The sequence below is a fragment of the Burkholderia cepacia genome, assembly GCF_001039005.1.
GTDB lineage: Bacteria > Pseudomonadota > Gammaproteobacteria > Burkholderiales > Burkholderiaceae > Burkholderia > Burkholderia theae.
The window spans coordinates 23829-47481 of the sequence record NZ_LDWR01000063.1 but is presented as its reverse complement, the minus strand read 5'-3'; the positions used below and the strand labels follow the sequence as shown (position 1 = coordinate 47481).

Annotated in this window: 20 protein-coding genes; 6 read left to right on the top strand and 14 right to left on the bottom strand. The window is 69.7% G+C overall.

The genetic code is table 11. The features are described 5' to 3' along the window. Positions 1-5: 5 nt before the first annotated feature. From VL15_RS32455 to VL15_RS32420, 8 genes are all read right to left on the bottom strand, one after another. Positions 6-800, bottom strand: coding sequence for a 2,3-dihydro-2,3-dihydroxybenzoate dehydrogenase (locus tag VL15_RS32455; RefSeq protein WP_080971026.1), 795 nt, complete (start codon positions 798-800; stop codon positions 6-8). Further along, complete coding sequence (locus tag VL15_RS32450; protein WP_048250923.1) at positions 797-4711, bottom strand: non-ribosomal peptide synthetase; 3915 nt, start codon at positions 4709-4711, stop codon at positions 797-799. Before VL15_RS32450 ends, VL15_RS32455 begins: the two co-directional genes overlap by 4 nt. Positions 4712-4755: 44 nt before the next feature. After that, the gene (locus VL15_RS32445) at positions 4756-5082 is read right to left on the bottom strand and encodes a DUF2218 domain-containing protein (protein WP_048250922.1); all 327 of its coding nucleotides are present in this window, start codon (positions 5080-5082) and stop codon (positions 4756-4758) included. Then, positions 5079-5954, bottom strand: a complete 876-nt coding sequence (locus tag VL15_RS32440; RefSeq protein ID WP_196319652.1) for an isochorismatase family protein — start codon at positions 5952-5954, stop codon at positions 5079-5081. Before VL15_RS32440 ends, VL15_RS32445 begins: the two co-directional genes overlap by 4 nt. A 48-nt stretch (positions 5955-6002) precedes the next feature. Continuing rightward, positions 6003-7619, bottom strand: coding sequence for a (2,3-dihydroxybenzoyl)adenylate synthase (locus tag VL15_RS32435; protein WP_048250921.1), 1617 nt, complete (start codon positions 7617-7619; stop codon positions 6003-6005). Next, positions 7616-8800: an isochorismate synthase gene (locus VL15_RS32430; RefSeq protein ID WP_053077752.1), complete on the bottom strand. Its 1185-nt coding sequence runs from the start codon at positions 8798-8800 to the stop codon at positions 7616-7618. Before VL15_RS32430 ends, VL15_RS32435 begins: the two co-directional genes overlap by 4 nt. A gap of 49 nt (positions 8801-8849) precedes the next feature. Beyond that, a complete protein-coding gene (locus tag VL15_RS32425; RefSeq protein ID WP_048250920.1) occupies positions 8850-11057 on the bottom strand; it encodes a TonB-dependent receptor domain-containing protein in 2208 nt (735 codons plus the stop codon). Between the two features lie 117 nt (positions 11058-11174). Beyond that, a complete protein-coding gene (locus VL15_RS32420) occupies positions 11175-12146 on the bottom strand; it encodes a helix-turn-helix transcriptional regulator (protein WP_048250919.1) in 972 nt (323 codons plus the stop codon). 161 nt (positions 12147-12307) lie between these two features. Between VL15_RS32420 and VL15_RS32415 the strand changes: the two genes are divergently transcribed. From VL15_RS32415 to VL15_RS32395, 5 genes are all read left to right on the top strand, one after another. After that, positions 12308-13429 carry an ABC transporter substrate-binding protein gene (locus tag VL15_RS32415; protein ID WP_048250918.1) on the top strand — a complete coding sequence of 374 codons (1122 nt, stop codon included), beginning with the start codon at positions 12308-12310 and terminating at the stop codon, positions 13427-13429. A 22-nt stretch (positions 13430-13451) separates the two neighbouring features. Further along, positions 13452-14372 (top strand): alpha/beta hydrolase, encoded by a 921-nt coding sequence (locus tag VL15_RS32410; protein ID WP_230684571.1) that lies wholly within the window; start codon positions 13452-13454, stop codon positions 14370-14372. After that, positions 14369-15433 carry a FecCD family ABC transporter permease gene (locus VL15_RS32405; protein WP_048250916.1) on the top strand — a complete coding sequence of 355 codons (1065 nt, stop codon included), beginning with the start codon at positions 14369-14371 and terminating at the stop codon, positions 15431-15433. The genes VL15_RS32410 and VL15_RS32405 overlap by 4 nt, the downstream gene beginning before the upstream one ends. After that, positions 15426-16235: an ABC transporter ATP-binding protein gene (locus VL15_RS32400; RefSeq protein ID WP_048250915.1), complete on the top strand. Its 810-nt coding sequence runs from the start codon at positions 15426-15428 to the stop codon at positions 16233-16235. Before VL15_RS32405 ends, VL15_RS32400 begins: the two co-directional genes overlap by 8 nt. Before the next feature lie 124 nt (positions 16236-16359). Beyond that, positions 16360-16935, top strand: coding sequence for a polysaccharide deacetylase family protein (locus tag VL15_RS32395; RefSeq protein ID WP_048250914.1), 576 nt, complete (start codon positions 16360-16362; stop codon positions 16933-16935). A 20-nt stretch (positions 16936-16955) separates the two neighbouring features. Here the strand turns inward: VL15_RS32395 and VL15_RS32390 are convergent, their stop codons facing one another. Then, positions 16956-17915 carry a phosphotransferase gene (locus tag VL15_RS32390; RefSeq protein ID WP_048250913.1) on the bottom strand — a complete coding sequence of 320 codons (960 nt, stop codon included), beginning with the start codon at positions 17913-17915 and terminating at the stop codon, positions 16956-16958. Positions 17916-17940: 25 nt separating this feature from the next. Here VL15_RS32390 and VL15_RS32385 point away from each other — a divergent pair, with 25 nt between their 5' ends. Then, positions 17941-18630 carry a cephalosporin hydroxylase family protein gene (locus VL15_RS32385; protein WP_048250912.1) on the top strand — a complete coding sequence of 230 codons (690 nt, stop codon included), beginning with the start codon at positions 17941-17943 and terminating at the stop codon, positions 18628-18630. Here VL15_RS32385 and VL15_RS32380 read toward each other — a convergent pair. From VL15_RS32380 to VL15_RS32360, 5 genes are read right to left on the bottom strand one after another with little or no spacing between them, the layout of a single operon-like run. Further along, positions 18587-19792 carry a glycosyltransferase gene (locus tag VL15_RS32380; RefSeq protein WP_048250983.1) on the bottom strand — a complete coding sequence of 402 codons (1206 nt, stop codon included), beginning with the start codon at positions 19790-19792 and terminating at the stop codon, positions 18587-18589. The two genes, VL15_RS32385 and VL15_RS32380, sit on opposite strands and share 44 nt — an antisense overlap. Positions 19793-19799: 7 nt before the next feature. Beyond that, complete coding sequence (locus tag VL15_RS32375) at positions 19800-20861, bottom strand: asparagine synthase-related protein (RefSeq protein WP_048250911.1); 1062 nt, start codon at positions 20859-20861, stop codon at positions 19800-19802. Next, a complete protein-coding gene (locus tag VL15_RS32370; RefSeq protein WP_048250910.1) occupies positions 20858-21736 on the bottom strand; it encodes a 4Fe-4S cluster-binding domain-containing protein in 879 nt (292 codons plus the stop codon). The genes VL15_RS32375 and VL15_RS32370 overlap by 4 nt, the downstream gene beginning before the upstream one ends. 1 nt (position 21737) lies before the next feature. Further along, positions 21738-22733: a phosphotransferase enzyme family protein gene (locus VL15_RS32365; RefSeq protein ID WP_048250909.1), complete on the bottom strand. Its 996-nt coding sequence runs from the start codon at positions 22731-22733 to the stop codon at positions 21738-21740. Next, positions 22734-23483: an FkbM family methyltransferase gene (locus tag VL15_RS32360; protein WP_048250908.1), complete on the bottom strand. Its 750-nt coding sequence runs from the start codon at positions 23481-23483 to the stop codon at positions 22734-22736. Positions 23484-23653 lie beyond the last annotated feature (170 nt).

Sequence of the window (23653 nt, the reverse complement as noted above, 5' to 3'; positions counted from 1 at the left end):
GGCCGTCACACGCCGAGCGTCGCGCCGCCGTCGACGCACAGCGTGTGCAGCGTTACGTGGCGCGCGGCGTCGGACAGCAGGAACAGCACGGTGTCGGCGACGTCGTCCGGCGCGGCGATGCGTCCGAGCGGGATGCCGGTGCGATAGGTTTCGAGCGACCCCGCGATGACGCCTGCCGGGCCTTCCGGGCCTCGCCATAGCTGGCGCTGCATCGGCGTGTCGGTCGAACCCGGCGCGACGATGTTGCAGCGAATGCCGTGGCCGGCCAGCTCCAGGCCGAGGCAGCGCGTGAACTGATGCGCGGCGGCCTTCGACGCGGCGTAGGCGGCCATCTGCGTGCGCGGCACGAGCGCCGCATTCGACCCGACGGTCACGATGCTGCCCGCGCGCCGCTCGATCATGCGCTGTGCGACCGCGCGCGACAGGTGGAACACGCCGTGCGTGTTCACCGCGAAGCAATGCGCCCAGTCGTCGTCGGTCAGCGACGTCGCCGCCGCGAGCCGCAGCACGCCGGCGACGTTCGCGAGCATGCCGATCGGGCCGACCGTCGCCTCCACGTGCTCGATTGCCGCACGCACGGCGTGCGCGTCGGCGACGTCGACCGCGAACGGATGAACGCGACCCTGCGCGGGCGAGCGATCCTCGGTCGCCCGCGCCAGCGCGTCGCCGTCGGCATCGAACGCGGCGACGTCGACCCCGCGCGCGGCGAGCGCGCGAACCACGGCGGCGCCGATCCCGCGCGCCGCGCCGGTCACGACGGCCACACCCGCCGGAAATGTCATCTCGGTTTCCCTGCTCATCGATTCAAGTTCCTCGTAATGGTTTCCATGTCGGCCCATGCGGCGAGCCGTTCGGTCAGCGCGGCGCCGATCGCCGCCATCGGTTCGGGATCGGACATCCCGTCGTGCGAGCAGTCGAGCGCCACGCAGGTCGGCAACGCCGCCGGCCGGTGCGCGGCCCAGCTGTCGGGCGCCGGCGTGCCGGGCCGCTTGCGGGTTGCGTTGAACAGCAGCAGTTCGCCGCCGTAATGCGGGGTCGGCGCGGCGCGGAACTGGCGCATCTGCCGCAGCGTCGCGTCGACCAGCGCGTCGAGCCCCGCGCCGCCGAGCGCTGCGAACGGGCTGTTCGCGCGCAGCAGGCGTTGCCGCAGCAATGCGTCGGACAACGCCGCCGTGTCGAAATCGCCGTTCACCGTCAGCAGGATCCGCAGCGCGTCGCCCGCCTCCGGCTGCGGCTGTGCCATCCACGCGGACGACGGATAGCTGTCCATCAGTGCGAGCACGCCCACCGGCGCGCCGATACGTTCGAGGGCCGCCGCGACCGCGTACGCGAGCGCGCCGCCCAGCGACCAGCCGAGCAGGTGGTACGGACCGTCCGGCTGCAGTGCCCGAACGCGCCGCACATAGGTGTCGACGAGCGCGTCGAAATCGGCCGCGCCGTTCGTGTCGCCGACCGACAGTTGCAGCCCGTCGACCGTCGTGTCGGGCAGGTACGCGGCAAGCCGCAGGTAGCTCCACGCGAGGCCGTCGGCCGGATGGATGCAGATGAGCCGCTGCGCGGCGCCTCCCGCCGTCTGGATCGCAAGATGCGGGGCGAACGCGTCGCGCTCCGCGCGCGGCCGGTACGGCAGCGGCGTGCGCAGTGCAGCCGCCAGCGCCGCGACCGTCGCATGGCGGAACAGCATCGATACCGGCACGTCGCGGCCGAGCGCGGTCGCCAGCCGCGCGCTCACCTGGATCGCCTGCAACGACTTGCCACCGATGTCGAAGAAATTCGAATCCGGCGTCAGCGCGACGCCGCCGAGCACGCTGCGCCACGCGTGCGTCACCTGCCGTTCGAGCGCGTCGGCGCGCGGATCGTCGTCCACGCCGATGCGGGCCGCCATCGCGCGCTGCCGCAACGCGTTGCGATCAGTCTTGCCGTTGACGTTGCGCGGCAGCCGTTCGAGCACGTGCCACGCGTCGGGAATCGCCGCGGCCGGTAGCGCGTCGGCGAGCCGCGCACACAGCGCGGTCGTTTCGTCCACCCCGACGACGAACGCCGCGAGCGTCGTCACGTCGGCGTCGCCGCGCAACGCGACGACCGCCGCCTCGCGCACGTCCGGCGTGCGCAGCAGCCAGTCCTCGATCTCGCGCGGATCGATGCGCACGCCACTGATCTTCACCTCGTGGTCGATCCGGCCGTCGAACACCAGCCGGCCGTCGCGCACGGTGGCGAGATCGCCGGTCCGGTACGCGCGCGCGCCGCTCCCCGGCAGCGTGACGAAGCGCTCGGACGTCAGCGCCGCATTGCCCGGGTAGCCGAGCGCCAGCGCGTCGCCGCACAGCACCAGCTCGCCCGTGCGGCCCTCGGCCACCGGATACAGCCGCTCGTCGACCACTTGCGCGTCGACACCCGCGCGTGGCGTGCCGATCGGTACCGGCTCGCCGTCGCGCCAGACCGCGCCGGGACCGCTCACGCAGGCGGCCGTCGCGATGATCGTCGCTTCGGTCGGCCCGTAGGTGTTCAGCAGCGCCCGATGCGGCAGGTGCGCGTGCCAGCGCCGGATCCGCTCCGGCAACGCGGCCTCGCCGCCGATGATCGTCAGACGCACGCCGGCAAGGCGCTGCGCATGGCGCGCGTCCAGTGCATGGGCGAGCACGTGCCAGTAGGCGGTCGGCAGGTCGAGCACCGTGATGCGGCGGCGCTCGACCTCGGCCGTGAACGCGTCGATCGAGTCGAGCATCGCGTCGTCGCGCAGCACGAGCGTCGCGCCGTTGCAAAGCGTCGCGAAGATCTCCTCGAAGCTCGCATCGAAATGCAGCGGCGCGAACTGCAGCACCCGGTCGCTCGGACCGATGCGATACAGGTCGCGCGTGCTCGCGACGAAATGCGCGAGCGCGCCGCGCCCGACCAGCACGCCGTTCGGCTGGCCGGTCGATCCCGACGTGTACAGGAGGTACGCGGGCTGTGCCGCATCGGGCGCCGCGCACGCCACGTCGCGCGGCGACGACACACGCGCCGCATCCAGATCGAGCACCGGCAGGCCGCCCGCACATTCGCGATACGCGTCGCGTGTGATCACCAGCGCGGGCGCCGCATCGGCCAGCATCGCCGCGACGCGCTGCGGCGGTCCGTCCGGATCGATCGGCACGATCGTCGCGCCGACCTTCAGGACGGCCAGCATCGCCGCGATCACGTCGGGCGCGCGCGGCGCGGCGATCGCGACGCGTGCAGCGCGCGCCACACCCCGTCGTTCGAGTTCCGTCGCGAGCGCATCGGCATCGGCAAGCAGCGCGCGGTAGTCGATGCGCCAGTCGCCGGCCTCGATAGCCGGATGCGCCGGCGCGTCGCGCGCGATGCGTTCGATCCGCGCGAGCACGTCGTCGTACGGCCCGGCGAGCGGCGCGCCGCGCACGATCGACGGCGCGGGCATCCCGTCGAGCAGCGCGCTCACCGGCGCGTCCGGCGCCTGTTCGGCAAATGCGTCGAGCCATGCGGCAAGGTCGCACGCATGCGCGGCGAGCACGGCTTCGTCGTACGCGTTCGGGTTGGCTTCCAGCGTCAGATGCCACGCGCCGCCGCGCACGGCGAGCGTCACGTTCAGATCCTTCACCGGGCCGCCGCTCACCGCACGGGTGTCGCTCGCGAGCCCGTGGAATGCGACCTGCCGTTCGAACGGCATCACGTTGACGGCCTGGTTGAACAGGAACGCGTTGCGCTCCAGCAGCCCGAGATCGCCGCGAATCCAGCCGTACCGGTAATACAGGTGCGGCCGGATCGCGCGCAGGCGCGCCGCGCATTCGCGCGCAAGCGCACGCGGCGAGCGCTCGGCGTCGACATGCATGCGCAGCGGCACGATGTTCATCGCCATGCACGGCACGCCGAGCGCCGGCGTGCCGAGCCGGTTCATCACCGGCAGCCCGAGCGTCAGGTCGCACTGGCCGCCCTGCTTCGCGAGCCAGATGCCGACCGCGCACAGCAGCCACGCATTCCAGTCGACGTCGACCCGCTCGGCGGCCGCGCGCAGCGCGCGCACGCGTTCGGCGTCGAGCACGCGCGTCGCGCGCCACGCGTCGGGGGCGATGTCCTGCTTCGGCGCGAGGGCGAGCGGCGCGGGCACGTCGCGCAGATGCGCGCGCCAGAACGCGCGATCGGCATCGAAGCCGCCGTCGGCGCGATAACGCGCCTCGGCCTCCACCACGCGATCGATCCGCCAGTCGGGCAGCACCGGCAGCGGCCCGCCGCCGACACGTGCGTTGTAGCGGGCGGCCACGGCCTGCTGCAGCAGCCCGTAGCCGAAGCCGTCGAGCGCGATGTGATGCACCTGCAGGTACCACCAGTGCCGGGTCGGTGACAGCCGCAGCAGCGCGGTGCGGTACAGCGGATCGGCGGTCACGTCGCAGCAGATCGACAGCGACGCCTTCATCCACGCATGCGCCGCCTGCACGGGATCGGCTTGCGCCGACAGGTCGACGAGCGGCAGCCGCGTGCGCGGCGTCCGGCGCGCCTGCCACAGCGCATCGTCCTGCCATGCGAACCGCATGTGCAGCGCGTCGGCGTGATCGAGCACGGCCTCGACGCTGTCGGTCAGCGCGGCGACGTCGAGCGCGCCGTCGAGCTCGACGGTCTCGGCCGTCAGATAGCCCGGATCGTCGGAATCGACCTGTTGCGCGACCCAGATTCCGTACTGCGCGGAAGTCGCGCGGATCGGCAAGGATTCGTTTGTCATGAGCGAGCTTGCTCCGAAGTTCGTTGAGCCGGAGGCGGGCCGCGTCACGCGCCCCGCTCCCATGCGACCACCAGCGCCCGGTTACGCGACATCAGCCCCAGGTGCTCGTCCATCACGTACTGGACCTGCTCGAGTTGCTCCGACGAATCGGCTTCGCAGCGAAGCTGCAGCACGTCGTCGGTGCGCAGCATCCGGCAGACGCCGTACGGGAAATCGACGGTCGCGCGATGCTCGTCGAACACGACCGGCACCTTGATCGCGTAGTGCTTGCACAGCTTGAACAGCACGCGGTCGGCCTGTGGCACCGACACCTCCGCCGTGCTGACGAACGTCGCCGGACGGGCACCGGGCATCGCCGGACGCGCCGTCATGCGCTCACCCGCGCCGCGCGCTGCAGCACCTGCGTCCATGCGCCGAGCGTCGGCTGCTCGGCAAGCTGGACGAACGTGACGTCGTAGCCTTGCGCGCGCCACTGCTCGACGAGCGTCATCATCCGGATCGAATCGAGTCCGCAATCGACCAGGTTGTCGTGCTCGCGCAGGTCGGCAGCCGGTATCCGCAGGCTGCGGGCGACCTGCGCCGCGATCGCGGCGAGCATCGCTGCCGTATCGTCCGCCGGCGCGACGCCAACGAGCGCGTCCGTGGTCACCGCCATTCCGCAGCGTCCAGCCACGTAGTCGAGCGCCATGCGGTGCTCGCGCTCGGAGAAATCCGCGAGCGCGTCGGCGACGAAAAACGGCTGCACGTCGCGCATGAACGCGTCGCAGGCGGTCATCAGACAGCCGATGTGCGCGTAGATCCCGCAGATCGCGAGCTGGTCGCGCCCCTGCTCGCGCAGGTGCGTCTCGAGCGGCGAGCGCCGGAACGCGCTGTAGCGCCACTTGTCGAGCACCGTGTCGCCGGGCGCCGGCGCGAGCGCGTCGCAGATCGCCGCGCGCGACGGCTGCGCGGTGAGGCCCGGCCCCCACATGTCGGTCAGGAGCGCCCGGTCGGCCGCCGCCTGAGTTGCCGGCTGCGCTGTGTAGTAGACCGGCATCCCGGCGGCATGCGCGAAATCGATCAGGCGGCGCACGTGTGCGACGAGCGTCGGCACCGGCGCGGCCGCACGGTCGTAGAAGTCGAGAAAGTAGTCCTGCATGTCGTGCACGAGCAGCGCCGCGCGGCGCGGGTCGAACCGCCAGTTCACGCGGTTCGCCGGCAGCTCGGCCGGCATCGGATAGGAAGCGATTTTCGGAATGGCCATGATGGATTGCTTTGGAATGGAAAAATCGACGGGGCGTCGCCGCACCCGTCACGCGGCGGCGGCGAGCCGATCCGCGATGTGCTGCCGAAGCGCGCGCTTGTCGATCTTGCCGACGGGCGTTTTCGGGAATGCGTCGACGAATTCGATCCGGTCGGGCACCTTGTACGCGGCCACGCCCTGGCCACGCACGAAGCGCACGAGGTCCGCCGCGGCCGGCGCGGACGCGCCGCGAATCACGTACGCGCAACTGCGTTCGCCGAGATACGGGTCGGGCATCGCGACCAGCGCCGCGTCGACGACACCCGGATGCGCGAGCAGCAGATGTTCGATTTCCTCGGCCGGGATCTTCTCGCCGCCGCGGTTGATCTGGTCCTTCGCGCGCCCCTCGACGACGAGCTGGCCGCCCGCCGTCAGGCGGACGCGATCGCCAGTGCGATAAAAGCCGTCCGCCGTGAACGCGCGCGCGTTGTGCGCGGCCGCGTCGTAGTAGCCGCGGATCGTGTACGGGCCGCGCGTCAGCAGATGGCCGACCTCGCCGGGTTCGACCGGGCGGTCGTCGTCGTCGACGATGCGGATCTCGTCGTCCGGCGAGATCGGGCGCCCTTGCGTGGCGATCACCACGTCGCGCGGATCGTCGAGCCGCGTGTAGTTGACGAGCCCTTCGGCCATCCCGAACACCTGCTGCAATTGCGTGCCGAAGCCGTCGGCCGCGCGCGCCGCGAGCGCCGGATCGAAGCGCGCGCCGCCGACCTGCACGAGTTCGAGGCTCGCCAGCGCGCCGCGCCGCTGCCCGGCCGCGGCCAGCCATACGGGCACGAGCGGCGGCACCAGTGCCGCCACCGTCACGCGCTCGCGCTCGATCAGCGGGAACGCGGAGTCGGGGCTCGCGCCGTCGCTCAGCACGACGGTGCCGCCGGCATCGAACACACCGAGCGAGCCCGGCGAACTCAGCGCATAGTTGTGCGCGGCCGGCAGCGCCGCGAGATAGACGCTGCGTTCGGTCAGCCCGCAAATGCGCGCGCTCTCGCGCACGCTGTACAGGTAATCGTCGTGCGTGCGCGGAATCAGCTTCGGCGTACCCGTGCTGCCGCCCGACAGTTGCAGGAACGCGATCTCGTGCGCGCCGGGCCCCGGCGGCAGCGCAACGTCGGGCGTCGCATCCGGCAGCGCCACGCGCGCATTGCCGGGCGCCGTGAACAGCACGTGGCGCAGCGTCGGCGCATCGGCGCGGATCTCGCTCGCGAGCGCCCGGTAGTCGAACCCGTCGTGCTGTTCGGCCGCGACATAGGCGACCGCGCCCGCGTGTTGGCAGAAGTAGCCGATCTCGCGCCGGCGATGCGCGGGCAGCGCGAACACCGGCAGCGCGCCGATCCGGAACAGCGCGAACGTCACCGCGAAAAAGGCGACGCAGTTCGGCAATTGCACGACGACGCGGTCGCCCGGCACGATCCCGCACGCGGTCAGCGCGCGGGCCGTACGTTCGGCTTCCGCCGCGAACGTCCGGTACGACCAGCGCAGGTCGCCCTGTACGAGCGCGACGCGTTCGCCGTGCCGCGCGACGCGTTCGTCGAACCACTGCGCGAACGACTGGCCGAGCCAGTACCCTTTCTGCCGATACGCCGCGGCGAACGCGTCCGGCCACGGCGTGCGGTTCGCGGGCGTCATACGGCCTCCCGCGCGGCGCCCGATGCCGCATCGCGATCGATACCGAGCGCATCCAGCATCGTCCGGAACTTGGCCGCGGTTTCCGCACGCTCGCCTTCGGGCGTCGATTCGCCGACCACGCCCGCGCCCGCATAGAGCCGCAGCGTGCGGTCGAACGCTTCGGCGCAGCGAATCGTGACGACCCACTCGCCGTCGCCATGCGCATCGACCCAGCCGAGCATCCCCGCGTAGAAGCCGCGATCGAACGGCTCGGCATCGCGAATGCAGTCGCGCGCCGCCGCGCGCGGCGCGCCGCAGACGGCGGGCGTCGGATGCAGCGCGAGTGCGAGCGTCAACGCATCCGCGTCGGTTTCGCCGCACACCTCGGTCGACAGATGCCACATCGTTTCCGTATGGACGAGCGACGGGCGCGCCGGCACGTCGAGCCGCCGGCACAGCGGCGCGAGGCTGTCGCGCACGGCTTCGACGACGACCCGGTGCTCGTCGAGATCCTTCGCGGACGCCAGCAGCGCCTGCGCGCGGCGCCGGTCCTCGACCGGGTCGCGGCTGCGCGGCGCGGAACCCGCCAGCGGATTCGCGCGCACGACGCCGCCGAAGCGGTTCACGAGCAGCTCCGGGCTCGCGCCCAGCAGCGTGCGGCCCGCACCGAGATCCACGGAGAACGTATAGCCGTGCGGATTGCACGACGCGAGTCGCGCGACGAGCGCCGCAACGTCGACCGGCACCTCGCCGGTCGCCTCCAGCGTGCGCGCCAGCACGACCTTGTCGAGCTCGCCCGCACGAATCCGGGCAACCGCCTGCGCGACCGCGTCCGCATACGCATCCGCGGACGGCACCTCGCGCGTCGCATAGCGCGTGCCGGCCGGCCCGGCTGCCCGCCGCGCGCCGAGCGGCCGCGCGCGCAGCATCGTGCGCGCAACCCGCAGCGCAGTCGGCGCGCCGACGTCGAACGGCACCGCGCCGACCACCGTCGCGCCCACGTGGCCGTCGGCCCGCGCGCGGCGCAACGCATCGTTCACGCGCGCCGCGAGCGGCGCGTCCGCATGCGGGATCGCCTCCGCGACATCGCAGGCCAGCACCGTATGCGCCGGCGTTGCGAGAAACAACGGGGTATCCGCGCGATACACATCCCACACGTTATGGGGTACTAATAGTTCGTCGGGTCGGGAAATCGCATTCATGACATTGCCTCCAGATTGAATGAGCCGGCGCGGCGCGCCGGCCATGCCGTCACATTTCGGCGGTCAGGCTCACCGCGATGCGGCGCCCCTGGTCGACGAGCCAGTTGCCGCTCAGCCCGGTCGTGCGCGTGCGATCGTCGATCGGCACCATCTTGTTGGTCAGGTTGAGCACCGCGAAATTGACGGAGAAACGCTTGTCGATCCGGTAGCGCCCGCCGAGATCGAAGGTCGTCGTCGACGGCCGCTCGCGCACGCCCTGCGCGCCGTTGCGGAACGCGGCCCAGTATTCGCTGCCGCTGTAGTTCGCCGCTGCGTAGAGGTCAAGCTTGGCGGTCGGCGTCCAGTCGACCTGCACGTTGAATTTGTGCTTCGGCGTCTTGTCGAGCGGATAGCCGTCGAGCGAACTGCCGTTGAACGCCTTCTCGCCGCTGCCCTCGCGGCGCGATTCGGTCAGCGTGTAGGCACCCGACACCTTCAGCGTGCGCGACAGGCGCGTGCCCGCGCCGATCTCGAGCCCGTACAGCTTGACCCGGTCGATGTTGTCGTACACATAGATGTTGCGGCCAGGCGAGCGCGGATCGGCCTTGCCCGTGTCGTAGCTCGCCACCTTGTTCTTGAACAGGTTGTTGAACAGCGTCAGGCCCGCGTACGTGTCGCCCAGGTCGTAGCGCACGCCGAGCTCCTCGGTCAGGCTCGTCTCCGGCTTGAGATCCGGATTGCCGCACAGCGTGCCGGGCATCGCGCCCGCCGCGCCGCCCGACGTCATGCAGTAGCCGGCCGTGCTCTGACGCAGCGACGGCGGACGAAAACCGGTCGAAACGCCGCCGCGCACCGTCCACGTCTTGCTGAGCTGGTACACGCCGTAGATGCGCGGGCTCACGTGGCTGCCGTAGCGGTCGTCGTGATCGAGTCGCACGCCGGTCGTCAGCGTGAAGCGGTCGTTGAAGAAGTAGTCGTTCTCGCCGAACAGCGCCCACGCGTTGCGTGCGACGCGATCCGCATTGACGCCATGCCCTTTCGGCACCGCGTCCTGCACGCTGACGCCCGACAGCCTCGACCAGATGTGCTGGCCACCCACGGTCAGGATGTTGCGCTCGCCCCACCACGGCACGGCGGCCTTGGCCTCGAGGATCGTGTCGGTCAGCGCAGGTTTCACCGGCGAACGCCCGGCCGGCGTCCACTGGTCCTGCACGCCGCGTTCGCCGTACAGCGACACCGTCGTGTCGGCGAAGCCCCAGCGGCCGTCGTGCGTGATGCCCCAGTAATCGCGGACATGACGCGTCTCCGTGAGCGCGGTGGCCGCCGTGCGCGGCGTGAGCGGCGCGGCGCTCTTGCCCGGCGTGCTGAGATAGGTGAGCTGTTCGCGCCCGATGTTTACGCTCACGTCCTGGTTGCTCGCGGGTTTCGCGGACAACTTCACGTCGAAGCTGCCGATCCGCTGCCCGTTCGCGCCGCCCGTCCCGCTGTTCGGGTAGTAGATGTTGTCTTCGCCGCGATGCAGGAGACGCCCCGACGCCTGCAGCCCGAGCACGTCGGATTTCAGCGGGCCGCCGAGCCAGAAGTCGACGCTCTGCGTGTCGCCCTGGTTCGATTCGAGCTGCCACACACTGCCGGCCGTGATCGTGCCGCCCCAGCGCTTCGGCACCTTGCGCGTGATCACGTTGATCACGCCGCCCATCGCGTCGGCGCCGTACAGCGACGACATCGGCCCGCGCACCACCTCGATCCGCTCGATCGCGGACAGCGGCGGCATCAGGTTCGACTGCACGCCGGCCGTGCCGCGGTTCATCGTTTCGCGCGTGTTCTGGCGACGGCCGTCGACCAGGATCAGCGTGTACTCGCCCGGCATCCCGCGAATCGAGATGTCCTGGTCGTTCGGCGATGCACCGACGACGCTCACGCCCTCGACGTTGGCGACGATCTCGGCGACCGACGTATACGGCTTCGCCTCGATGTCTTCCCGGCTGATCACCGAAATGCTCGCGGGCGCCTCGCGGATCGCCTGCTCGCGACGGCTCGCCGTCACGACGACCTCCTTCAGCATGGCCGGATCGGCGGCGGCCTCCGGCGGTGTTGATCCGGCCGGCTTGGCCGGGTCGTCCGGTTTGGCGGCGGCGGATCGGGCGGCGACGGCAGACGCGGCGGCAGGTTCCGCCGCCCGGTCAGGCGTCTGCGCCCACGCGCACGACGCACCCATCAGATACAGGCCGGCAACGACGACCGGCTTCAATGCAAGGCTTGCAGCTTGACTCGACATGGTGGCGCTTTCGATGTTTCAAAATGTGATTGATTCTCATTTACATTATGAAACATGTAATCAACCGAAATCTTTGCGTAAGCATCGAAGTCGTTTGAGCGCCGTCGCCGACCGTCGTCAGCGCCGGTCGCTGCGTCGCGCGAGCGTCGGCGTGACGCCGAAGCGGCGCTTGTAGGCCGTCGCGAAGTTCGCGGCGCTCGTGTAGCCGGCCAGCGCCGCGGCCTGCTTGACGCTCACGGCGTCGCGCTCGAGCGCGAGCCGCGCGCGCTGCAGATGATGTTCGCGGACGAAGTCGAACACGGTCGTGCCGTAGGCCGCGCGGAACTGGCGCTGCATCGCGTTCGCACTCATCCCGGCGTGCCGCGCGATGTCGTCGAGCGACAATTCCTGTGCCGCATCGCTCGCGAGGAACGCGCGCAGCTCGGCCATCCGGCGATAGTCGCGCGACCCGAGCGACGCGTCCGACGCGTGCGCCGCATCGCTCTCGAGCGGCGTGAACGCCTCGGCGAGCAGTTCGAGCACGCGGCTTTCCAGATAGATCGCTTGCAGCATCGGCTGATAGGCCGGTGGCCGCACGATCTGCTCGGCGAGCGCCGTCGCGCGCGGCGTCGGCTGCCAGAAGCGGATCGCGAGATGCGCGGACAGCATCGCGCCGAGTTGTTCCGGCAGGACGCCGCGGCTGGCCTCCTGCAGATGGCCGAGCCATTCGCCCGACATTGCGAGACTCAGCCGCCGCGCGTAACCGCCCTTGCTGAGCCGCCTGCGGAACGTGTCCGGCTCGGTCGCGTTGAGCAGGAACGACTGCATCCGCACCGCGGGCCGCGCGGTTTCGCGGTCCACGCGGCCGGTGCGTCGCCCGTCGGTCGTCAACACCACGCGCCGGTCGCCGTACGACACGTCGAGCGCACCCTCGAGCAACAGCACGAGATGCAGGCCCGGTGAACACTGCCCCGACATCACGGCGTCGAATTCGTCCGTTGCATCGTCGGAATGGATCCGCAACCCGGGTCGCACCTCGCGGATCCGCGCGACGTGCGCATCGTGTCGATAGCGATCGGAATGGGAAGCGGCTGGCGTCAGCGCTGTCATGTCGTCATACCCCCGCGTGCAGGCCTCTTGCGCCCGCACAAACTATTTTGGTGTTCGATCAAACGGCCGATACCCCTGTCATGGCCTCGGCTCGGCTACAATTAAATGAGAATTGTTCTCATTTATATCGTATCGGGAGTCGCGTGAAAAAGACAAGCGGAATGTGGGCCATGCTGGGCGTATGGCTGTGCGGCTGGCTCGTGATCCATGCCGCTCGGGCGGACACGACGACCGTCACCGACCTGGCCGGGCGGCAGGTCCGGATTCCCGCGCGCGTCGAGCGCGTGCTGCTCGGCGAGGGCCGCCTGCTGCCGGCGCTGGCGGTGGTCGACGGCGACGATCCGACGCGCCGCCTCGTGGGCATGATGGGGGATTTCGAGCAACTCGATCCCGCGAGCTACGCGCAATGGCTCGCGCGCTTCCCGCGCCTGAAGGATGTGCCGCGCATCGGACGCTCGCAGTCCGGCAGCTTCAGCGACGAGCGCGCGCTCGCGCTGCGTCCGCAGGTCGCGATCTTCGGGCTCGGCGGCGGCCACGGCCCCGGCGAGCGCGATCGCGAAACGCTCGCGCGGCTCGAGGCGGCCGGCGTCGCGATCGTGTTCGTCGACTTCCGGCACGACCCGCTCGCCAACACGCCGCGCAGCATCGCGCTGCTCGGCCAGGTATTCGGCTCGCCGCAGCGCGCGACGGAATTCAACGCGTACTGGCAACAGCAACTCGACCTCGTCCGCACGCGGCTCGCGACCGCCCGCCCCGCCGCGCCGAGCGTGTTCCTCGAAAGCCGTGTCGGCCTGTCGGGCGACTGCTGCGACACGATGACCGGCATGATGGGCCACCTGCTCGACGCCGCCGGCGGCAACAACGTCGCGAAAGGCCGCGTGCCCGGCGAGCACGGCACGCTGAACCCCGAATACCTGCTGAGCCGCCAGCCCGATTTCTACATCGGCACCGCGATCGGCTCGCTCCAGACGCTGCAAAGTGCGCCGCAGCGCATCGCGCTCGGCGCCGGCGTGCCGCGCGACGCCGCCGTCCGCTCGCTCGACCGTTCACTGAAGCGGCCGCAGATCGCGCCGCTGCGCGCGGTCCGCGAGCGGCGTGCGTATGCGATCTGGCATCACTTCTACAATTCGCCGTTCAACGTCGTCGCCGTGCAGGCGATGGCCAAGTGGCTGCATCCGGCGCTGTTCGCCGATCTCGATCCGCGCGCCACGTTCGACACGATGGTGCGACGCTTCCAGCCCGTTGCGCTGCAAGGCGAATACTGGGTGCAGGAAGGGTCCTGACATGCGGATGCCCGCCTCCTCCATGCGCCGCTCCCTGCTCGTCGCCGGCTTGGCCGGCCCGCTCGGCGGCCGGCTCGCGCCCGCGTGCGCCGCCGATATGCCTGCGTGGCCCGGCCTCGACGCCGCGCCGCCGGTCTTCGTGCCGAACAGCCGCCAGTTCGACGTGACGATCGCCGGCCGCACGCGGCGTCTGTTCGTCGCGTTGCCGGCCGAGCATTCCGGCTCGGCGCCCCATCCGGTGCTCACCGTGCTCGACGGCAATGCGCTGTTCCCGCTCGCCGCGCAACTCACCCGCAATCGCCGCGCGCGGCCGGACGGCTCGCGCGACGCCGAGGCCGTCGTGATCGGCATCGGCTATCCGGTCGATGGGCCCTACGACATGGCCGCGCGCGCGGACGACTACACGCTCGCGCCGTTGCCGAACGGGCGCGGCGTCGTCGCGGACCGCTTCCTCGACTTCATCGAGCACGACGTGCAGCCGTGGCTCGCTCGCCAGCTGCCCGTCGATCCCGAGCGGCAGACGCTGTTCGGCCACTCGTACGGCGGCCTGCTGACGCTGTACGCGATGCTCACGCGCGCGCACCTGTTTCGGCGCTACGTGGCCGCAAGCCCGTCGATCTGGTGGGGCGAGCGCATGCTGCTGCCGTATGCCGACCGGTTCGCCGCGCAAGCCGCCCCGCTCTCACCGCCGCTGCGCGTCCTCGTGACCGCAGGCAGCCTCGAGGAAGGTGCACCGAACCCCGACGCCGAACGGATGCGCCGCCAGCAGGCACGCAAGCAGGTCAGTTCCGCCCGCGACTTCGTCGCGCGGGTGGGCGGCCGCCCGGGGCTCGACGCCGCGTTCCGGCTGATCGACGGCGAAGATCACGGCGGCGTCGTGCTGCCGAGCCTCGCGCTTGCGTCACGCGTGGTTATCGAGCCGGCATCCGGGGCGACCACATGAGCACGACGACACCCGTTTCATCTCCGTCGCTGCGACTTCGCTACCGCGCGGTCGCCGCGCGGCGTGTCGGTGCGCTGGCCGCGCTCGCAGGCGTGCTCGTCGCGCTGCTCGTCGTCGACGTCTCGACCGGCCCGTCGCCGTTCCCGGTCGCCGACCTGCTCGGCGGCCTGTTCCGGCCCGACGGGCTGCCGCTCGAACAGCGCGTGATCCTGTGGGACGTGCGCCTGCCGTATGCGCTGATGGCCGTGCTCGTCGGCGCGTCGCTCGGGTTCGCCGGCGCCGAAATGCAGACCGTGCTGAACAACCCGCTCGCGAGCCCGTTCACGCTCGGCATGTCGGCCGCCGCGAGCGTCGGCGCATCGCTCGTCGTGATTTCCGGCTGGCACCTGGTGCTGTGGAACGAGAACGTCGCGCTGTCGCTCGGCGCGTTCGCGTGCGCGAGCGCCGCGACGCTGCTGATCGTCTGGCTCGCGTGGCGCCACGGCGCGACGACCGAGACCGTCGTACTGTTCGGCATCGGCCTGATGTTCAGCTTCGAGGCCCTGCTGTGGCTGCTGCAGTTCATCGCCGACGCGAATGCGTTGCAGCAGATCGTGTTCTGGAGCATGGGCAGCCTGGCGCGTGCGACATGGGGCAAGATCGTGCTGCTGACCTGCGTGTTCGCCGCCTGCACGCTGTGGGCGAGCATCGACGTCGCGTCGTTGACGGCGCTGCGCGCCGGCGACGAGCAGGCGCGCAGCATGGGCATCGCGGTCGAACGGCTTCGGCTCGTCGCGCTTGCGCGCATCAGCCTGCTGTCCGCGACGGCGCTGTCGTTCGTCGGCACGATCGGTTTCGTCGGCCTCGTCGGGCCGCACGTCGCGCGGCTGCTGGTCGGCGACGAGCATCGCTACTACCTGCCGGGCGCGGCGCTCGCCGGCGCGATCATGCTGGCCGGTGCGTCCGTGCTCAGCAAGACGCTGATCCCCGGCGTGACGCTGCCGATCGGCATCATCACCGCGCTGGTCGGCGTGCCGCTGTTCATGCTGCTCGTCAGCCGGCGCAGGAGGCTCGATGGCTGAGCCGATGCTGCAACTCGACGCGCTGTGCGTCCGCTATGGCGCCCGGGTCGTACTCGACGGGCTGTCGCTCGCGCCAGTCGAGCCGGGCACGACGATCGGGCTGCTCGGGCCGAACGGCGTCGGCAAGTCGACGCTGCTGCGCGCGCTGGCGCGGCTCGCGTCCGCGACCGGTCGCGCGGCATTCGGCAGCTTCGACCTGCTGTCCGGGTCGCGCCGCGAGCACACGCGGCAGGTCGGCTATCTGCCGCAGACCTTGCCGCAACCGTCGTCGCTGCTCGTCTACGAAGCCGTGCGCAGCGCGTTGCGCGCCACCTGCGGCGGCCTGTCAGACGCGACGCACGACCGGCGTTTGCAACAGGTGTTCACGCGGCTGCGGCTGCACCCGCTGGCGATGTCGCCGCTCGACCGGTTGTCGGGCGGCCAGCGACAGATGGTCGGGCTCGCGCAGGTGCTCGTGCGCGACACGCCGCTGCTGCTGCTCGACGAACCGACCAGCGCGCTCGACCTGCGCTGGCAATTGCTCGCGCTGGAGGCGGTCGGCGACGCGGCCCGCCGGCGCGGCGCGATCGTGCTGGTCGCGATGCACGACCTGAATCTCGCATCGCGGTTCTGCGACCGGCTCGTGCTGCTGAGCGCCGACGGACTCGTCGCGGACGGCGCACCGGCCGACGTGCTGACGCCGCCGAACCTGCGGCGCGCGTACCGCGTCGATGCAAGGGTCGAGCGCACGGCGTCGGGCGATTACGTCGCGCTGGCGGAGCGGGCGATTCCGGACGAGCCAGCGCTTGCTTGCGACGCCTAAGCACGGGCGGTGTCGGCCGGCCGCGTTGCGCACGCATGCGTCCACTCACTGACGAGGCTCGACCGGTCAACCGTCGGATTGCGCTATCGTTCAGGTTCCACTCACGCGACGCGCCCTCCACGCAATGTCCATTCGCCTCAGTTTCGACGACGGCCCGGGCCCCTCGACACCGCCCTTGCTCGACGTCCTGCGCGACGCCTCGTGCAAGGCGACCTTCTTCCTGCTCGGCCAGAACCTGGTGGGCGCGCTCGACGTCGCGGCGCGAATGGCGCGCGAAGGCCATCGGCTCGGCAATCACACGTATTCGCATGCGAGGCCGGGCGCACTGCCGGACGACGTGTTAATCGACGAAATCGAGGCGACCGACGCGTTGGTTCGCGAGGCCTATCACCGGGCCGGCACTCCCGCACCGGACGCGATCCCGCTGCGCCTTCCTTACGGACTGATGCCGCAGGACAATCGCGCCGGCGTGCTCGCGCGGTTGCAACGCGAACACACCGGCTGGACCGCGATACTGGACGACTGGCAGCGGCCGGCACCGTCGCCCCAAGCGCTGTGCGACACGATGCGCGCACATGTCGCCGACAGCGCGGCACAGCATCGCGACGTGCTGTTCTGCATGCACGACGGATCGCGGCATGGCGAAGCGCGACCCAATACGGTCGAAGCCGTGCGCCTGTTCCTGAATGTCCGGGACTGACACAGGGCGACCTGCCAGCTTCAGGGCGTGGCACCGTCCAGCAATTGCCACCAGCCACCGAGAAATCCGATGCCGGGCCCCGGCATCCACAGGCCGCGCTGTGCGGCTTCCAGATGGATCAGCGTCTGGTCCGCGCAGAACAGGGCCATCAGTGCAGCGCGGTTATCGCGCATCCAGTCCGGCGCAGCATCGCGCCGCGTCGCCGCATAGGCCTGCAGCCCCGCTTCCCATCGTTGCCCATCGAACACGAAGCGATCGTCCCTGCCCGCATCGCGCGACAGCGCGAACAACGCAAAGGCAGCCTCGAGCCACTGCGCGCCCTGCCCGACATCGTCGAAATCGAGCACGCCGTTCACCGCGTGGCCCACATACAGCAGGTTGCCCGCGTGATAGTCGCCGTGCAGCCAATGCACCGGCCCCGTCAACCAGCGTGCCGCGGCGTCGAGATGCGCGCCGATCCGCCGGATCATCGTGTCGTAATGGCTGCTCAAGTCGACCGGCAGCGACGGCATCGCACGTGCCGCAACGCGCGAATGGCGCGCCGACAGCCACGCCAGCGGCGCGGATTCGCTCGCGGGGATCGCCGCCAGCGCCGCATGCAGATGCGCGAGTGCGCGCATCGCATCGAGCGCGCCCGCCTGCGCATCGTCGGGCAAGCCGGGACTGCCGTCGATATGCTCGAACAGATGCAGCCAGCTTCCATCGGGCGCCCGCACACCGGATTGCGCGTCCACGGTCGGCCGCAATCGCGGCAGCGCAGGCAGCATCGGCGCCGTGCGCGAGCGGCCGAGATGGCCGAGTATCGACGCCTCGCGATGCACCTGCTCGACCGGCTTGGCGGACCACGACACGCGCAGCACCGCGCGCGCCGCATCGCACTCGACGAGATACGTTTTGTTAGTATGGCCCGACGACAGCGCCTGCATGCGCGCCGGCCTGAGGTTCCAGTGCCGGTGAAGCCAGGATTCCAGCGTTTTCACGTCACTCCTACTCGTTGCATTGACCATGTCAGAGCGTCCTTCGGCCCGCATGCGGGACATCAACATCGAATGGCTGACGCGCGCTGCCGAATTCGACCATCTGTTCCAGACGCGCTGGCTCGGCGAGCGCTTCTTCCACCTGCCCGGCGACATGCTCGCGCTCCAGGAACTGATCTGGCGCACGCGCCCCGACTGCATCGTGCAGACCGGCATCGCGGCGGGCGGCGGTGTCGTGTTCTCCGCGTCGATGCTGGAACTGGCGGGCGAGCGCGGCCGCGTCGTCGCGATCGAACCGCGCCTGCGCGACGAGGTCAGGCAACGCCTGCAATCGCACCGGCTCGCCCATCGCATGGTGCTGATCGAAGGCGAATCGTGCGCGGCCGACACGCTCGCGTCGGTGCGCGCACAGATCGGCGACTGCGCGCGCGTGATGGCAATCCTCGATCTCACGCATACCCACGCACACGTGCTGCGCGAACTCGAATGCTATGCGCCACTCGTGACGCCCGGCAGCTACGCGATCGTGATGGACACCATCATGGAGTACCTGCCGGCATCGATGTTCGACGGCAAGCCATACGGCAAAGGCAACAACCCGGCCACGGCCGCGCACGAATTTCTCGCCCGCGACGCACGGTTCGAGGTCGATGAGGACATCGAGGACCGCGTGCTCATGACGCTGTCGCCAGGCGGCTTCCTGAAGCGAGTGCGCTGATCAGGCGCGCGGCCTGCGCCGAGCCGTCGCGCGCGTAGCTCGCGCGGATTCGCGCCGCATGCTCGCGCAACGAACCGGGACGCAACAGGCGTTCGAGCGCATCGGTGATGTCCACCACACCAGCCTGCTGCAGATCCAGCACGCATCCGGCGCCGGCCCGCTCGACGAAGTGCGCGGAATGGAACTGGTCGTTGCAGAACGGCGACAGCAGCATCGGCACGCCGCACGCGAGCGACTCCATCACCGAATTCGCGCCGCCGTGGCTGACGAACGCATGCGTGCGCTGCAGCAGCGCCAGTTGCGGCACATAACGCACCGCGACGACGCGCTCGTCACCGGCCGGCAGCAGATCCGAATCGACCAGTTCGCCCACCGACAGCACCAGTTGCGCCGACGTCGCGCGCGTCGCGTCGATGACCTTCGCGAACACGTCCGGGTGGTAGTAAAGCTGGCTGCCGAGCGACATGTAGACGAGCGGGCGATCCGCGTCGAGGCGTTCCCACGGAAACGCCGTCTCGTCGCCGCGCGGGCCGGACGGCAGCGCGGGGCCAACCAGTTCGACACCTGGCGGCGGCGCACCGACCAGCGCGTCGGTCGTGAACGCGAGCGTCAGATGCGGCGACAGGATGTCGCAACCGCGAAAACGCGCGTCGAGGCCGTAGCGCGCGAACAGGCGCGTGCGTTCCGGTGCGAGCCAGCGCACCGTGCGCAGCAGCTCCGAATCGAGATCGTCCGGCAACACCGGATTCAGCGAATTGGACATCGAGACCCACGGCAGGCCTTCCAGCTCGGCCGCAATCGCCGCCGCATAGAGCAGCGGATCGATCACGACCACGTCCGGCTGCCATTCGCGCAGGACCGCGCGGATACCGTCGACCTGCGCGGGCGCGAGGTCGATCAGCAGCGTGCGGATCCAGTGCCGCAGCCAGTCGGCGTCGCGAATGTTCGCGGCGAAGCTCGCGCCGCGCGACAGGTCGTGGCGTTCGGGCGTCTCGCGCGGCCCGACGAAGGCGAAGTCGCCGGCGCCATCGAGCTGCGCGCTGATGTCGGCCGGCGCATAGAACGCGACGTCGCAGCCGGCGGCGCGCAGATGCTGGGCCGGGCCGATACAGGGATTGACGTGCCCCTTCTCGGGCACCACGCAGAACAGGATGCGTTTCATGAGCGGCTCAGGTTGGGCGATGCGCGGCATCGCGATGATCGAAGTGATCGAGGATCAGCATCAGCGTCGTCCACAGCACGCGTTCGGTATCCGCCTGCAGCGTGGGCGCGGCAAGACCGAGCGTGTCGGCCAGCGTGCACGCGCGGTCGCGATCGAGCAGCGCCGCGAGGTCCATCGCCGGCGCGAGCCGCCCGCGCTTGGGGCCGTGCACGAGACGGTCCGGCAGGTTCAGGCGCGCACCGAGATCGCGCAGGCATTGTTTGTTCAGGTCGGGTTCGATGCTCGTCAGATGCGCGACGACGGAGGCGTCGACAAACGGCGGATGCAGGTCGACCGACGCCGCATCGAACAACGCATGGCACAGCGGCAGGTAGTTGGCCGACCGGTCGCGGCGCAACACTTGGTCCGCACCGTCGCCGGTGATGGCGACCTCGACACCATCCGCGGCCATCGCCTCGGCCAGCAGCAGCTTGGCGACCGGATGCAGGTTGAACATCGGTTCCTCGACCGCATGGGTCGTTCGCGGCAGCGCGGCCACGAAATCGGCCTCGTTCGTGCGCACGATCTTCACCGTCGCCTGCATCTGCTCAGCCAGTTCGAGTGCCGCATCGCGTTCGCAATAGTCCGGCATGTCGGTCGCGAGGATGTAGGACGTCACGTGCCGCTGCGCGCCGAGTTCGCGCAGCAATGCCAGCAGCAGCGCCGAATCGAGTCCGCCGCTCAGCGCCAGCGCGACGCGCTTGCCGCTGTCGAGCGCGCGCTGCAGCGACGCGCGCAGCACGGTTTCCAGATCGGCGCGCTGCGGCCGTTCGGGCGCCGGCTGCACAGTCAGCCCTTGCGGCGAACGGACCAGCGCATGGCCGGGCGGCACCGCCAGCACGTCGCGCAGCACGGTGCGACCGATGGGACGCTCGCCGCTCAGGTAGCCCGCGATGGCGGCCGTGTCCGGCGCGCCGGCCGGCTGCCCCGACGCATGCAGCACGGCATGGATGCCGGACGCCGACACGCCGCTGCGCGGATGGTAGTGCAGACGATCGAAACCGAACGGGTCGCGCGTGCCGACGATCATGGATAACGAGCCTTCAAGGTGTCCACTTCAATGCGTTTAAGGATGCGATGCGGCGCCACCGGCGCGCTGCCGCCCTGGCAATGCAGACACGCTTCGAGCGGCGCCTCGCGTTGCAGATAGGTGAGCATCGCGTCGAGCATGTCCGCGTCGTCGCGCAGCGGCAGGCCGTCTGACCGGAAATCCTTCTCGCCCTTGTAGAGCGTGTGGAAATGCGCCGGACGCGTACAGGTGTAGAACATGCCGTCGCGAATCATATGGCAGCGCTCGCGGATCCAGCAATCGTGATAGAGACGCTGCGCGTCGTCGCGGTCCGTGCCGGGCTGTGCGCGATTCATCGTCGTGAACACGTCCTGCACCTTCCAGTTCAGGCGCACGTCGAAGCGTGCGGCCTGGTGCTCGACATGCGCGATCAGGTCGGGCGAAAGCGAAGGTTTCGGGTAACGCGAGATCGTCAGCGCATCCACCGCCTGCCAGAACGCGTCGGACATCTCGCCGAGCTTCAGGCCGTTCGTCGTGACGGAGATCACCGGCGCGATACCCGTGTCGCGCACGCGCTCGATGAGTTCGACGAGCGCCGGGTGCAGTAGCGGCTCGCCGCCGACCAGCTTGAAAACGCGCGGGCTCAGGACCTTCGCGGCCTTGCGCAGATCGTCCTCGACCGAATCGGGGCTCGCATACCATTCGGGCAGCAGCGGCGACAGCGAGCAGCATTCCGCGCAAGTCAGGTTGCAGTGATCGACGATATGCGCTTCCAGCGAGCGCGTCCTGACGCGCCCGTCTTCGACGCGGTAATCGCGGTCCAGCGGCGGCGGAAAGACATGCTGCCGCTCGCCGGACGGCGTCGGATTCGAAACCCGGTTCAGATTCGCATTCACTTCAGCTTCCTGCTTGCACGCAACGGGAGAAGAAATCGACGAGACGGTCGCGCGCGTCCACCATCGCGGACGCCATCGTCACCGCGCCGCTCAGGTGTGCGGCGAAACGCGACGGATCGTCGAGCCAGCCTTGCACGACCCACAGCTTGAGCGCGTGCTGCAGACACGCGGCATCGACCGCCCACGCGATACGCGCCGGATTCACCGGCCTCACCCGCCGATACGCGAGCACGAAGGCTTCCGCGAGGTGCGGCGCCTCCAGCGGCAGATGGTTCAGGCAACGCACCAGCTCGTATTCGCGCGGCGCGCCGATCGACGCTTCCCAGTCGAGGATGAGCGGCGGCGTGCACGCGTCCGCGAACAGGTAGTTGAACTGGTTGTAGTCGTTGTGGATCGGATGCTGCGGATCGTCGGCGGGAAACGCTTCGACGCTGCCCGGATAATAACGATCGAGCATGCGCAGCGCGAGCTCGACATAACGGCGCAGGTTCGCCGCACCCTCGTTCGAGCGCGCGCGATCCAGCGCGTCCAGCAGGCTGCGGCGCACCGCATCCGCATCGATCGCGGCCAGCCGCGCGCCGATCGTGTCGAGCGACGGCAGATGAAGCCGCTCGAGACTCAGATGCAACGCGGCCAGGCTCGCGCCGAGCGCCTCCCACTCGGCCGGCGAAAACGTATCGTAGGTTCTGAACTGTCCGGCTTCCCAGCGCGTCAGCATCGCGTGCGAGCCCGCGCCCGTCCACAACGGTGCGCCGACTTTCGTGCGTTTCAGCGTCTGCACACGGAAGCGGGCATCGCCGTGCGTCTCGAAATGCGCAAGGACGGTGGCTTCCTTGGCCGCGCGCGCATGATGTTCGAGTGCGTAGAGCTTGATCGCGACACCGCCATCATCGGTGGGCAAATGCCAGACACGTTCGCCGACCTGACGCGGCGGCCCGCTTCGGCCAAGCGCATAAGCGTCGCGAATTTCATCGAAGGTGGCGGCGAGCGGGTCCATTCAGATGTGCTCGGCCGGCCCGTGCCGATACGGATGGCCGCTCAGGAACGTGTTGTGGCCGACGTAGCGCAGCTTGTACATCGCCGGCCGGAACAGCACCGACGGATCGTTGTTCGCGATGCCGAGCAGCGGATACAGATCCTGCCGCACGAAGAACGCGTTGTTGCCCATGTCGTCGCAGCAGACGAGTTCATAACCCTTCTGCCGACCAAGGTGCACGAGCGATACGAGGCTCGCGCCGTAATAGGTCGACCCGTCCCATTCGTGGTCCGGATTGAAGCACATGACCCAGCGCTCGGGCGGCGTGTAGTACGGGTTGTATTCGATCACGACGATGCGCGGCTGAAACGCCTGCAGGCCGCGCCACACCCAGTAGTCGTTGCCGTCGATATCGATCGACAGCAGGTCGAAGTCGGCCGGCGTGTTCGCGTCGGCGAGCAACACGTCGATCGTGTCGGGCTGGACACGGTCATGATGCAGGTGCACGCGCTCCGCACCCGCGTAGTGGGCCGCGAGCTTCCCGAACCGGTACGAGCTGCCTTCCACTAGCACGCCGGCCCAATCCTGTTCACGCAGCAGCCGCGCGGTGTTGCTGTTGCGCAAGCCGTCGCTCGCGCCGATGTCGACGCAGAAGCGGTTGACCGGCGCGATCCGCTCCATCAGCCGCGCCAGAATGCTTTCCTCGGTGCCCTGCGCATACAGGCTTGGCGCAAGGCCGGACAGGTCGAGCGGGAAAGGATGGTCCTGCATCGAGGGGCGGCTCCGGGTCGGGATGGGGATTGGAGGTTGGAGATTGGCGTTCGGTGGGTAATTTACCTGAAGTCGATTAACCAGAGGAAACTGGAATGAGCAACGCCGTCGGGCCTCGCCGGGGCGGAAATGAAAAAGCCCGCATCGACAATGCTGTCGATGCGGGCTTG

Bases quoted from the DNA above. Each gene is read 5' to 3' on its own strand.
- VL15_RS32455 (WP_080971026.1), bottom strand. From the start codon at position 800: ATGAGCAGGGAAACCGAGATGACATTTCCGGCGGGTGTGGCCGTCGTG.
- VL15_RS32450 (WP_048250923.1), bottom strand. From the start codon at position 4,711: ATGACAAACGAATCCTTGCCGATCCGCGCGACTTCCGCGCAGTACGGA.
- VL15_RS32445 (WP_048250922.1), bottom strand. From the start codon at position 5,082: ATGACGGCGCGTCCGGCGATGCCCGGTGCCCGTCCGGCGACGTTCGTC.
- VL15_RS32440 (WP_196319652.1), bottom strand. From the start codon at position 5,954: ATGGCCATTCCGAAAATCGCTTCCTATCCGATGCCGGCCGAGCTGCCG.
- VL15_RS32435 (WP_048250921.1), bottom strand. From the start codon at position 7,619: ATGACGCCCGCGAACCGCACGCCGTGGCCGGACGCGTTCGCCGCGGCG.
- VL15_RS32430 (WP_053077752.1), bottom strand. From the start codon at position 8,800: ATGAATGCGATTTCCCGACCCGACGAACTATTAGTACCCCATAACGTG.
- VL15_RS32425 (WP_048250920.1), bottom strand. From the start codon at position 11,057: ATGTCGAGTCAAGCTGCAAGCCTTGCATTGAAGCCGGTCGTCGTTGCC.
- VL15_RS32420 (WP_048250919.1), bottom strand. From the start codon at position 12,146: ATGACAGCGCTGACGCCAGCCGCTTCCCATTCCGATCGCTATCGACAC.
- VL15_RS32415 (WP_048250918.1), top strand. From the start codon at position 12,308: ATGTGGGCCATGCTGGGCGTATGGCTGTGCGGCTGGCTCGTGATCCAT.
- VL15_RS32410 (WP_230684571.1), top strand. From the start codon at position 13,452: ATGCGCCGCTCCCTGCTCGTCGCCGGCTTGGCCGGCCCGCTCGGCGGC.
- VL15_RS32405 (WP_048250916.1), top strand. From the start codon at position 14,369: ATGAGCACGACGACACCCGTTTCATCTCCGTCGCTGCGACTTCGCTAC.
- VL15_RS32400 (WP_048250915.1), top strand. From the start codon at position 15,426: ATGGCTGAGCCGATGCTGCAACTCGACGCGCTGTGCGTCCGCTATGGC.
- VL15_RS32395 (WP_048250914.1), top strand. From the start codon at position 16,360: ATGTCCATTCGCCTCAGTTTCGACGACGGCCCGGGCCCCTCGACACCG.
- VL15_RS32385 (WP_048250912.1), top strand. From the start codon at position 17,941: ATGTCAGAGCGTCCTTCGGCCCGCATGCGGGACATCAACATCGAATGG.
- VL15_RS32380 (WP_048250983.1), bottom strand. From the start codon at position 19,792: ATGAAACGCATCCTGTTCTGCGTGGTGCCCGAGAAGGGGCACGTCAAT.
- VL15_RS32375 (WP_048250911.1), bottom strand. From the start codon at position 20,861: ATGATCGTCGGCACGCGCGACCCGTTCGGTTTCGATCGTCTGCACTAC.
- VL15_RS32365 (WP_048250909.1), bottom strand. From the start codon at position 22,733: ATGGACCCGCTCGCCGCCACCTTCGATGAAATTCGCGACGCTTATGCG.
- VL15_RS32360 (WP_048250908.1), bottom strand. From the start codon at position 23,483: ATGCAGGACCATCCTTTCCCGCTCGACCTGTCCGGCCTTGCGCCAAGC.